Here is a 10,606-nt window from a genome sequence, read left to right as displayed (position 1 = left end):
TTCGCCGTGGTCGCCCGCGCCTATGCGCGATAGGTGCGGGCGACCAGGGCCGAGCGCAGATACCACAGTCCTGAGGGCTGGGTCGGGTCGAATCCGGTGAGCTGACCGATGCGCTTGAGTCGGTAGTCGACGGTATTGGTGTGCACGTGCAGCACCCGGGCGGTGCGCTGGCGGTTGAGATTGTTGCCGATGTGGCGTCGCAGCGTCTCCAGCAGTTCGGGATGCTGGTCCAGCGGGGCGAGCAGCGATCCGAGGTATTCGCGGCCGGGCCCGGGGCGGGTGAGCTGGTACTCCAGTGCCAGTTCGTCGAACCGGTACAGCCCCGGCACCGCTTGCAGGCGCTGGACCATGTCGAGTAGTTCGTGCGCCTGGTCGGCTGCGTCGGGGATCTGCTGCGGCGTCGCGTCCATCATCGCCGCGGTGATGCCGACCTGCGCGGCCTGGGAGAGCTGGGTGACCAGCGCGTCGAATCCGTCGTGGTCGAACAGGGTCGAGGGAATGAGCAGCGTCCCCCCGTCCACGCTGAGCAGCGACAGCACCTTGTTGCCGCAGCGGGTGGCGAGTTCGGCCTGCACTCGGCGCAGTTTGCGCCGAGCGACCACCTGACTGTCGACCGCGGGATTGTGTTCCTCGCGGTGCGCGGGAATCGCCAGCGCCACAACCGCGTAGGAGTCGGCGATGGCGATACCGCATTCGCGCGCCATCGTCGAGGTGCTGTGCCCGCCGAGCAGGGCCGAGGTGAGGGTATGCACCGCGGTGTGGTGTTCGCTGACCACCGCGCGCAACTCACGCACATAGGCGACCGAGATGGTCGAGGTGATCTGGTCGAGCATCTCGACCACGGCCTTGGCGCCGTCGACGAGGTTGCTGTAGTCCTTGATCGAGGCGCCGGACACGACCAGGTCGAGTCCGATCTTGAATCCCTCGTGGATGGAATGGTGGATGGTGTCGATGGGCACGCCCTCGCGGGCCCAGCCGGCCGCCGCTTCCTGGAGGCGCTGGAGCTTGGCCGGGATGTCGCGGCCGTCCAGCATGGTCACCGCGAATTCCAGACAGATTCGCGTGATCGTCGTCACATCGCCGGTGATGGCGTCGCCGGGTAGGGATCCGCAGGGGGCCACGTTCTCCACGAAGTGGCCGACCATCTGACGCGAGAGCGCCCGAATGTCCTGCAACTGCGACGACATCGGCCTGCCCGATAGGGTGAGGCCGGGTCTGGCCGAATTGTCGACGGTCATTGGCGACTCCTTCCGCCCCCAGAGATTACTGTGCGGCGCATTTACACTAACCAGCTCTCGTTGGTCGTGGCACGATTCACTCGTTTCTGTGAGATCGGTCGGCGGCCGGGGCACCCCCTTGTGATCGAGCACAGGACCGGCGCGCGGAGTCGAATCGCCGCGTACGCTCATATCCGACCGTTCGGTCGAATGTTGCGGGATCGTTTGCGGGGCACCGGCTTCCGCGGCTGGTCGCGCGCCCGCGCCGCGCGGCGTCGCGTCGCGTCCGCGCTCGACACTCCGAGAAATGGCTGGTCGGAGGCGGTTAGCGAATTCGACGCGAGGGTAACTCTTCGGTACCGGTAGTATCGCTGCGGCCGGAACGGCCCCGGAAACCAGGGGCTTGCCCGGCCCGTGCCGCGTCCCGGAAGGTTGGCGAGAAGTGTCCGTCTCCGGCGTGCGCGGCGCGGCCGGAGAGGTAGCGATGGCGAAACGATAGGGGCAGGCGATGCGACCGGCTCTGAGATGTCTTGTCTGGGAACTGGACAACACCCTTTGGGATGGCGTCGTCTGCGACGCGACCAGTACCGCCCCCAGACCGGATGCCTTACGCGCGTTGCGCACGTTGAGTGAGCGCGGCATCTGGCACGCGGTCGCCAGCCGCAGCGACCGCGACAAGACGATGGACCGGCTCTACCGGCACGGCGTCTACGAGATGTTCTCGGCCGTCGAGATCGGCTGGGGCCGCAAATCGGCCTCGATCCTGCGCATCGCCCGCACCCTCGGCCTGCCCCTGGACTCCATCGCGTTCGTCGACGCCGAACCCGTGGAACGTGCCGAGGTGGCGCGGGCGCTGCCGAGCGTGCGCTGCTACGCCGCCCGCAATGTCGACGTGCTCGCGGTCCTACCCGATTTCGGACCGGTACCGCGGACCGGCTCCGATCCCACCCCGCCGCTGGGCTTCGCCCGGGTGCCCGCGCTCTGACCCGTCACGCCCCCGGCAGTACGGCGATCTCCAGCGCGCGGCTGTCCGCTTCGCCTGACCGCGCGGGCGTCAGCGCAGGATCAGCAGCGCCGACTTCTCGATCCGGTCGGCGATCTCGGAATACGATCCATAGCCCATACCCGCGCGCACCAGCGCGCCGGCGTAGAGCAGTTCCAGCGATTCGACGATGTCGACGTCGGCGTCGGGACCCAGTGCCCCGATGATGCGTTTGCGGATCTCGGCGCCGATGCGCAGGCGCAGATGTTCGACGTCGGCGTCGCGGCCGAGCAGCGCGGAGGTCACCGCGCCGGACAATTCCTGTTCGTCGGCGACCAGCAGGGCGATCGCGCGCAGTTCGGCCACGACCCGCACGACCGGGTCCGCATCGTCGCTGGCGGGGGAGGGGGCGGCCATGAGCCGCCGCCAGAAGATCTCGGCCACAAGGTGTTCCTTGGACGAGAAGTAGGTGTAGGCCGTCGCGGTACCCACTCCCGCGGCGGCCGCGACCAACCGAATCGTCATTCCCGCGAACCCCTCGCGCGCGAGCACCTCCACCGCGGATCTGGTGAGTCTGTCGACGGTGTCGGCCTGCTTGCCGCTGAGTCGGCGGCGGGTGGCCTCGAGACTGATGGATTCGGCTTCGGACATGTGTCTGGATCCTACGCGGTCAGCCCCGGGCCGCGGCGCGGCCCGCACGCCTTCCGTAGAAGCTGCCGTCGCCGAGTGACGCGCCGCTGACATAGCCGCCGGTGGCGATTCCCGAGGTGCAGCGCCCGGCCGCGAACAGTCCGTCGATCGGATCGCCCGCCACGTGCAGCACCCGGCCTTCCGGATCGGTGCGCAGCCCACCCAGGGTGAATCCGGCGGTGAGCCCGCGCAGATCGAAGGCGGCCAGCGGTCCGCTCAGCGGCCGCACCCACTGGGACTTCTTGCCCAGCAACGGATCCGAGCCCTCGGCGGCGTGCAGATTGTAGGTCTCCACGGTGGATCGCAGTGCACCGGTCGGCAGGCCCATATCGGATTCCAGCTCCGCCACGGTCTCCGCGGCCCACTTGGGCGGCTGTCGGAAGAACGGGGTGGCGGATTCGGTGGCCATCCCCTCCTCGTAGGAGGTCTCGTCCATGATCAGATACGCCTGATTGTCCTGCTGCATGAGGGTGAGCTGACCGAGTCGTCCCCCGTAGGTGTCCTCGGGCGCGTAGCGCTGGCCGCGGCCGTTGACCAGGATGCCGCGCGCGACCAGTTGCGGGTCGACGAAGAAGGCGACCTCGGTGGCGTCCATGTGGGCCAGATCCGCGCCGAGCGCCTGGGCCAGGCGGATGCCGATGCCGTCGTGTTCCTCGATGGCCGCGGCCGGGCGCCCGATCAACCGCGGGGCGTAACCCTCGATCATCTTGTCCTGATAGGCGAAGCTGCCGGTGGCCAGCACCACGCCGCGGTGCGCCCGCACGGTGATCTCCTCGCCGAACCGGGTGGCCCGCACACCCACCACCCGGCCGGACTCGTCGACGACCAGACGGCGCAGGCGGGTGTCGTATTCGGCTCGCACACCCAGCGATTCGGCGGTTTCGGCCAGCGGCTTCATCAGCATGTAGCCGCCGCTGCGCTGTCCGATTCGTTTGTCGGCCATCTGCGGCACGTGTCCACGCGGCGCGGGGGTCGCGATGGTGTTGAACGGCGCGGCGTTCTCGCCGCCGGAGTACATCAGGCCCTCGTCGTGCGGGGGCTCCCAGCCCGGCTCGCCCCAGAACGCCTCGCGGAAGGGCACGCCATTGGCGACCAGCCAGTTGTAGTGGTCGACGCTGCCGCGACAGTAGTCGGCGATCTTCTCGGTGTCCGCGCCCGCCCCGATCGCGGCCAGCAGGAACTTCTCCATGTTCTCCGGGGTGTCCTCGAAGCCGAGCGCCCGTTGCAGCGGCGTGCCTCCGCCGAGATAGATGAATCCGCCCGCCATGGCCGCCGCGCCGCCCCAGCCGCCGGTGCGTTCCAGGATCAGCACGTCGGCGCCCGCGCGCGCCGCTTCGACGGCCGCGCACACCCCCGCGATGCCGTAGCCGGCGATCACGACATCGGCGCTGTGGGTCCAATCGGTGACCTCGGCGGCGGGCAGCGGACGGAGGGAGGTGTCGGTCATCGTGGCAATCCTGACTTTCTGGGGTTGTACGGGATGGAGCGGGCTAACCGGCGGTGTGCTTGTCGGCGACGGGCCCCGCGCCCACGCCGAGTCCCGCGCCGAGGCCGCCGAGGGCCAGATCGGCCAATGGCAGTGCGACGCCGAGACGTTCGCCGAGTCCGAGGGCCAGCGACAGATCCTTCTCGCCGAGATCGCGGACGTGGCTGAGAACGGGCAGCCAGAAATCGCCCTCGGGGATCGGGGCGGCGGTCTCGCGCAACATGATCGCGCCCGCGCCGCCGGTGATGGCGTCGGAATGGCGCACCACCTTGCCGAGCGCGGTGATGTCGAGGCCGGCGGCCTCGGCCAGGCGCTGTGACTCGGTGGCCGCGGTGAAGGCGACGAAATGCAACAGATTGCGCGCCAGCTTCATCCGAGTGCCCGAGCCGACGGGTCCGGCGTGCACGATCAGATCGGCGAACGCGCCGAAGGGTTCCTCGATGCGCGCGAAGGCGGACTCGGTGCCGCCGACCATGACGGCCAGTTTTCCGGTCTTGGCGGCCTGCGCCCCGCCGCTGACCGGCGCGTCGACGAACTCCACCGAATGTTCGGCGCACAATCGCGCCAATTCCTCGGCGGTGGTGTCGGAAATAGTGGAGTGCACCGCGATCACGGTCCCGGCCTTCGCGGTGCGCAGAATGCCGTCGGGTCCGTCGACCACGGCGCGCACCTGCGCGTCGTCGACCACCGCGACGCATACGATCCCGCAGCCTTCGGCCACCTCGGCGGGGGAACTCGCCGCCGCGGCGCCCTTGTCGATGTAGCTGGACACGGCCTCGGGACGCATATCGCAGACGGTGAGCCCGCCCGATCGGTCGAGCAGCTTCCTCGCCATCGGCGCGCCCATGTTGCCGAGGCCGATGAATCCCACGCGATCGCTCATGACCGGAATACCTGTCCGCCGTCGATGTTGAAGATCTGGCCGGTGACCCAGGAGGCGTCGTCGGAGAGTAGGTAGAGGCAGGCGCCGACGAGGTCTTGGGGGGTGCCCATGCGTTTGAGGGGCAGTCGTTGCACCATGTCGGCGACGATGGTGTCGGGGGTGACGGTTTTGGTGGCGTCGGTGTCGATGGGGCCGGGTGCGATGGCGTTGACGCGGATGTTGTTGCCGCCGAGTTCGGTGGCCAGTTGTTGGGTGAGGCCGTTGAGGCCGACTTTGGCGAGTCCGTAGAAGCTCGAGTAGGTCCATGCGGCGGTGGAGGATTGGTTGAGGATGGATCCGCCTTTGGTGCGCATGTGTGGCCATACCGCGCGGGTCATGTTGAGGGCGCCGTCCATGTTGACGCTCATGAATTTCTTGTAGTAGTCCCATGGCACGGTGAGGAGTAGGTCGAGTTTCATGTTGCCGTAGATGGCGGCGTTGTTGACCAGGTGGTCGATGCCGCCGAATTCGGTGACGGTGAGTTCGGCGAGGGTGGTGGCGGATTCGGGGTCGGCGACGTCGACGGGTGCGAAGATGGCGGTGCCGCCGTCGGCGGTGATGGTGTCGGCGGTGGTTTTGCCGCGTTCGGTGTTGAGGTCGGCCACGACGACCTTCGCGCCTTCGGCGGCCAGGGCTCGTGCGTAGGCCGCGCCGATGCCTTGGGCCGCGCCGGTGACGATGACGGACTTTCCGATGAAACGAGACACGGGACAGCTCCTGCTGGTGGTTGCGCGGGCTCGGCCCGCTGTGTGGTCGGGGGTGGGTTCGCGCTCAGCGCGCTGTGCGATTTCTGCGCGCTCAGCGCGCTGTCTATTTCTGCGCGCTCAGCGCGCGGCGGCGGCGATGAGCTTGGACTCCAGGTACTCCTCGAATCCGGCCACACCCATCTCGCGTCCGATGCCGGATTGCTTGTAGCCGCCGAAGGGCGCGTCGGCCGCGTACCAGATGCCGCCGTTGACGCTCATGGTTCCGGTGCGCACGCCCGCGGTGACCCGGTCGATACGGGCCGGGTCGGTACCCCAGACCGCGCCGGACAGGCCGTAGGGGGAGTCGTTGGCCAAACGGATGGCGTCGTCGTCGCCGTCGTGCGGGATGACAACGAGCACCGGGCCGAATATCTCCTCGCGCGCCACGGTGGCGTCGTTGCCGAGATCGGCGACGAGGGTCGGCTCGATGAAGTAGCCGCGGTCGAGTCCGGCGGGCCTGCCGCCGCCGGTGACTATGCGCCCGCCCTCGCCGCGCGCCAGGTTCAGGTAGTGCTCGACGCGGGCGCGCTGGCGCTGGGAGATCACCGGGCCGCAGATCGTGCCCGACTTGGTGGGGTCACCGGGGCGGATGGAGCCCATGGTCTTGGCGGCGGCGTTGACGGCCTCGTCATAGTGCGCGCGCGGCACGAGCAGGCGGGTGGTCAGCGCGCAGCCCTGACCCGCGTGCACACAGACCGAGAAGGCGGCGTAGTTGGCCGCGGCGACGATGTCGGCGTCGTCGAGGATGATGAACGCGGACTTGCCGCCGAGTTCGAGGAAGGTCTTCTTCAGGGTGGCCGCGGCACTGGCCATGACGGCGCGCCCGGTCGCGGTTGAACCGGTGAAGCTGATCATGTCCACGCGCGGGTCGGTGGTCAGCTGGGTGCCCAGCGCGTGATCGGATGAGGTCACGATATTGACCACGCCGGGCGGGAAGTCGGTGTGCGCGGCGATGACCGCGCCGACCGCGGCGGCGCACCACGGGGTGTCGGGCGCGGGCTTGAGGATCACGGTATTGCCCGCGGCCAGCGCCGGGCCGAGTTTGGCGAAGTTGATCTGGTGCGGGAAGTTCCATGGCGTGATGGCCCCGACCACGCCGATCGGTTCGCGGCGCAGTGTGCGGGTGCTGGGGATGCCCATGGGCGAGGCGGTGCCGAGATCGGTTTCCCAGGAATAGTTCTCGGCCAGTCCGGCGGAGAACTCGAGGTCGTCGACCGGACCCTGGAGCTGCGGGCCGTGGGTGAGCATGACCGGCGCGCCGACCTCGGAGACGGTGATGTCGCGCAGTTCGTCGGCGTGTTCGGTGAGCGCGGTGCGCAACTGGCGCAGGCAGTGCGCGCGCAGGGCGTGGTCACGGGACCAGTCGGTGTCGTCGAAGGCGGTGCGGGCGGCGCCGATGGCGGCGTCGAGGTCGGCGGCGTCGGCGTCGGCGGCCTGACCGAGCGTCTCCTCGGTGGCCGGATTCACCGTGGCGAAGGTGCCTCCGCTCGCCCGGCGCAGTTCGCCGCCGATCAGCAGGGGCGCGCCATCGGCATCAAGAAGACTCATGGACTACTCCCATAGTGTCTGGACAGGTGTACGGAATATAGTCTGGAAGATTGATCGTGTGCAAGAACGTGTTCTATTCGTTCGGGTTCGCCCGTTGTACTGATCCATTGTCGGTGGTACCGTCCAGACACATGTCCAGCTACGTGTCTCTCGAACGTGCCCCCGGGACGTTCCCGGGAGAGAACGTGTTATCGAAATCGGGGTGTGCGCGATGACAGCCGCTTCTCTGGAGCCGTTGACGTTCGACCCGTACGACTACCTCTTCCACGAGGATCCGTACCCGACCTATCAGCGGCTGCGCACCGAGGCGCCGTTGTACCACAATCCGACTCTCGGTTTCTGGGCGCTCTCGCGGCACGCGGACGTACTCGCCGCGTTCCGCGACAGCGCACGGTTGTCGAACGCGAACGGTGTCTCCCTCGATCCCGCGGCGTGGGGTCCGCACGCGCACAAGACCATGTCGTTCCTCGCGATGGACGACCCCCGCCACATGCGCATGCGCAAACTGGTCTTCAAGGGCTTCACGCCGCGGCGGGTCGCCGAGATGGAAGACCGCATCCGCGAGCTGACCTTCGAATATCTGGAACCCGCCCTCGCGCGCGGCACCTTCGACTGGATCGAGGAGTTCGCGGGCAAACTGCCCATGGACGTCATCTCCGAGTTGATGGGCGTGCCGGTCATCGACCGGGCCAGGATCCGCCGCCTGGCCGATCTCGTCGTGCACCGCGAGGACGGCGTCCTCGACGTGCCGGACGCGGCCGTGCACGCCTCGCTCGAACTGATCGGCTACTACGCCGACATGGTCGCCCAGCGGCGCGAGAACCGGACCGAGGACCTCACCTCGGCCCTGCTCGACGCCGAGATCGACGGCGACAAGCTCTCCGAGGAAGAGATCATCGGGTTCATGTTCCTGATGGTCGTCGCCGGGAACGAGACCACCACCAAACTTCTCGGCAACGCCCTGTACTGGGCCGGGAAGTATCCCGACGAGTACGCCAAAGTCGTCGCCGACACCGAATTGGTGCCCGACTGGGTCGAGGAGACGCTGCGCTACGACACCTCGAGTCAGATGGTCGCGCGCACGGCCACCGTGGACATCGCCTACCACGGCAGTGTGATCCCCGCCGGCTCCAAGGTGCTGCTGCTGATCGGCTCGGCCAATCGCGACCCCGAAGCATTCGAGGACGGCGACAGTTACCGAATCGAACGCAATGATTCCAGCACGCTCGCCAGCTTCGGCGCGGGCGTGCACTTCTGCCTCGGCGCGCATCTGGCGCGACTCGAGGCGACCGTCGCGCTCCAGGAATTCGCCGCGCGCGTCGGCTCCTACACCGTGGACGAGTCCGGTATGGAGCGGGTGCACTCCAGCAACGTCCGCGGTTTCGCCGCACTTCCGATCACGGTGGAGGTCCGCTGATGCCCCGTTTCGAACCCAATCCGCAGCGCCGCCCGGTCATCGTCGCCGGCGCGTCCTCGGGTATCGGTGAGGCCAGTGCCGAGGCGCTGGCCGCCCTCGGCCATCCCGTGTCCCTCGGTGCGCGTCGGGTCGAGAAGTGCGAGGAGATCGCGGAGCGCATCCGCGCCGCCGGCGGTTCGGCCTTCGTCCACCGGCTCGACGTCACCAGCACCGAATCGGTGCACGAATTCGTGCACGCGGCCGAGGAGGCGAACGGCCCGACCGAGATCCTGGTCTCCGGCGCGGGCGATATCGAATTCGCGCTCATCGATGAGATGGACCCCGAGCATTTCCTGCACCAAGTGCAAGTCCACCTGGTCGGCCAGCACCGGATGACCCACCGGGTGCTCGCGGGCATGCTCGAGCGCCGACGCGGCGACATCGTGCTCATCAGCTCCGACTGTGCGCCGACCCCGCGCCCGCGCACCGGCGCCTACAGCGCGGCCAAGGCGGGCGTCGAAGCCTTCGGACGGCAACTGCGCATGGAACTCGAGGGCAGCGGCATCCGCGCCTCGCTGGTCCGGCCCGGTCCCACCCAGACCGCCATGGGCAGCACCGCGCACGCCGACGTCGTCGGCCCGCTGCTCGACGACTGGGTCCGCTGGGGATTCGCCCGGCATCCGTACCTGCTGCGGGCCCGCGACATGGCCGCCGCGGTGGTCGCCGTGGTGACCGCGCCGCGCGGGGTGCACATGGCGCTGGTCGAGGTGCAGCCCGAGGCCCCGCTACGGCCGCGGCCCGAACCGTCCGCCGGTACCGAACCCGCGGAGGCGGGAGCACCGTCATGAGGATCGTTCTCGACGCCGACCTGTGTCAGGGACACGCGGTCTGCCAGGCCGAGGCCCCGGACGTCTTCCGGGTGCCCAAACGCGGCCACGTCGAAATCCTCGACGCCGCTCCCGGCGCCGATCGGCGCGAAGCCGTCGCGAACGCGGTGCGCTACTGCCCGACCCAAGCTCTGTCACTCGTCGAGGACGACGAGGACACCACCCCGAAAGGTACAGACTGATGCCCGATTTCGATCGCGCCGAACTCGACGAGATGGTTCGGCGCTGGGTGCTGGAGAATCAGCGCTGCGAGGAGAAGGGCGACTGGAAGCCACTCGCCGAGCTGTACACCGAGGACGCGACCTACGGATGGAACTACGGTCCCACCCAGGAGTTCATGGCCGTCGGCCGTGACGAGATCCGCGACATCGCCCTCGGCCAGGAGATGGCGGGCCTGGAGGGCTGGACCTACCCCTACCAGGAGTTCGTCGTCGACGAGCGCAGCGGCAACGTCATCGGCCTGTGGAAACAGGTCGCCGACGCCAAGCGCCCCGACGGGCGCAACTACCAGGTCGACGGTATCGGCGGCAGCTGGTTCCGCTACGGCGGCAACTACCAGTGGTCCTGGCAGCGCGACTTCTTCGACTTCGGCAATGTCTCGGCGCTGTTCATGGAGATGATCACCGCCGATGCGCTGACCCCCGGCATGATGAAGCGCATCGAGCGCTCGGGCGGGGGACCGCTGCCGGGTTGGTACAAAATCGGCGAAGCGCCCGTCGTCCTGTGGTGACC

At 68.4% G+C, this 10,606-nt stretch carries 11 protein-coding genes; 5 read left to right on the top strand and 6 right to left on the bottom strand.

Features of this window, described 5'->3' with window-relative positions; genetic code table 11:
- Positions 1-20: 20 nt before the first annotated feature.
- On the bottom strand, positions 21-1,238 hold the full coding sequence (locus APZ21_RS09195; protein WP_054812829.1) for a PucR family transcriptional regulator: 1,218 nt from the start codon (positions 1,236-1,238) through the stop codon (positions 21-23).
- Positions 1,239-1,725: 487 nt separating this feature from the next.
- Between APZ21_RS09195 and APZ21_RS09190 the strand changes: the two genes are divergently transcribed.
- The gene (locus tag APZ21_RS09190; protein WP_054812828.1) at positions 1,726-2,202 is read left to right on the top strand and encodes an HAD-IIIC family phosphatase; all 477 of its coding nucleotides are present in this window, start codon (positions 1,726-1,728) and stop codon (positions 2,200-2,202) included.
- 69 nt (positions 2,203-2,271) lie between these two features.
- Here the strand turns inward: APZ21_RS09190 and APZ21_RS09185 are convergent, their stop codons facing one another.
- From APZ21_RS09185 to APZ21_RS09165, 5 genes are all read right to left on the bottom strand, one after another.
- Positions 2,272-2,850 (bottom strand): TetR/AcrR family transcriptional regulator, encoded by a 579-nt coding sequence (locus tag APZ21_RS09185; protein WP_054812827.1) that lies wholly within the window; start codon positions 2,848-2,850, stop codon positions 2,272-2,274.
- A gap of 19 nt (positions 2,851-2,869) precedes the next feature.
- Positions 2,870-4,336: an FAD-dependent oxidoreductase gene (locus APZ21_RS09180; protein WP_054812826.1), complete on the bottom strand. Its 1,467-nt coding sequence runs from the start codon at positions 4,334-4,336 to the stop codon at positions 2,870-2,872.
- 43 nt (positions 4,337-4,379) lie between these two features.
- A complete protein-coding gene (locus APZ21_RS09175; protein ID WP_054812825.1) occupies positions 4,380-5,258 on the bottom strand; it encodes an NAD(P)-dependent oxidoreductase in 879 nt (292 codons plus the stop codon).
- Complete coding sequence (locus APZ21_RS09170) at positions 5,255-6,004, bottom strand: SDR family oxidoreductase (RefSeq protein WP_054812824.1); 750 nt, start codon at positions 6,002-6,004, stop codon at positions 5,255-5,257. Before APZ21_RS09170 ends, APZ21_RS09175 begins: the two co-directional genes overlap by 4 nt.
- 117 nt (positions 6,005-6,121) lie before the next feature.
- Entirely contained in the window at positions 6,122-7,591 is a 1,470-nt protein-coding gene (locus tag APZ21_RS09165; protein WP_054812823.1) for an aldehyde dehydrogenase, read from the bottom strand.
- 211 nt (positions 7,592-7,802) lie between these two features.
- Between APZ21_RS09165 and APZ21_RS09160 the strand changes: the two genes are divergently transcribed.
- From APZ21_RS09160 to APZ21_RS09145, 4 genes are read left to right on the top strand one after another with little or no spacing between them, the layout of a single operon-like run.
- On the top strand, positions 7,803-9,008 hold the full coding sequence (locus APZ21_RS09160) for a cytochrome P450 (RefSeq protein ID WP_054812822.1): 1,206 nt from the start codon (positions 7,803-7,805) through the stop codon (positions 9,006-9,008).
- Complete coding sequence (locus tag APZ21_RS09155) at positions 9,008-9,835, top strand: SDR family oxidoreductase (protein ID WP_054812821.1); 828 nt, start codon at positions 9,008-9,010, stop codon at positions 9,833-9,835. The genes APZ21_RS09160 and APZ21_RS09155 overlap by 1 nt, the downstream gene beginning before the upstream one ends.
- The gene (locus APZ21_RS09150) at positions 9,832-10,056 is read left to right on the top strand and encodes a ferredoxin (RefSeq protein ID WP_054812820.1); all 225 of its coding nucleotides are present in this window, start codon (positions 9,832-9,834) and stop codon (positions 10,054-10,056) included. Before APZ21_RS09155 ends, APZ21_RS09150 begins: the two co-directional genes overlap by 4 nt.
- Positions 10,056-10,604 carry a nuclear transport factor 2 family protein gene (locus APZ21_RS09145; protein ID WP_054812819.1) on the top strand — a complete coding sequence of 183 codons (549 nt, stop codon included), beginning with the start codon at positions 10,056-10,058 and terminating at the stop codon, positions 10,602-10,604. Before APZ21_RS09150 ends, APZ21_RS09145 begins: the two co-directional genes overlap by 1 nt.
- Positions 10,605-10,606: the final 2 nt, after the last annotated feature.

The organism is Nocardia arizonensis (assembly GCF_001310275.1).
Taxonomy (GTDB): Bacteria; Actinomycetota; Actinomycetes; order Mycobacteriales; family Mycobacteriaceae; genus Nocardia; species Nocardia arizonensis.
This window is presented reverse-complemented; position numbering and strand designations above follow the sequence as displayed.

Bases quoted from the DNA above. Each gene is read 5' to 3' on its own strand.
- APZ21_RS09195 (WP_054812829.1), bottom strand. From the start codon at position 1,238: ATGACCGTCGACAATTCGGCCAGACCCGGCCTCACCCTATCGGGCAGG.
- APZ21_RS09190 (WP_054812828.1), top strand. From the start codon at position 1,726: ATGCGACCGGCTCTGAGATGTCTTGTCTGGGAACTGGACAACACCCTT.
- APZ21_RS09185 (WP_054812827.1), bottom strand. From the start codon at position 2,850: ATGTCCGAAGCCGAATCCATCAGTCTCGAGGCCACCCGCCGCCGACTC.
- APZ21_RS09180 (WP_054812826.1), bottom strand. From the start codon at position 4,336: ATGACCGACACCTCCCTCCGTCCGCTGCCCGCCGCCGAGGTCACCGAT.
- APZ21_RS09175 (WP_054812825.1), bottom strand. From the start codon at position 5,258: ATGAGCGATCGCGTGGGATTCATCGGCCTCGGCAACATGGGCGCGCCG.
- APZ21_RS09165 (WP_054812823.1), bottom strand. From the start codon at position 7,591: ATGAGTCTTCTTGATGCCGATGGCGCGCCCCTGCTGATCGGCGGCGAA.
- APZ21_RS09160 (WP_054812822.1), top strand. From the start codon at position 7,803: ATGACAGCCGCTTCTCTGGAGCCGTTGACGTTCGACCCGTACGACTAC.
- APZ21_RS09155 (WP_054812821.1), top strand. From the start codon at position 9,008: ATGCCCCGTTTCGAACCCAATCCGCAGCGCCGCCCGGTCATCGTCGCC.
- APZ21_RS09150 (WP_054812820.1), top strand. From the start codon at position 9,832: ATGAGGATCGTTCTCGACGCCGACCTGTGTCAGGGACACGCGGTCTGC.
- APZ21_RS09145 (WP_054812819.1), top strand. From the start codon at position 10,056: ATGCCCGATTTCGATCGCGCCGAACTCGACGAGATGGTTCGGCGCTGG.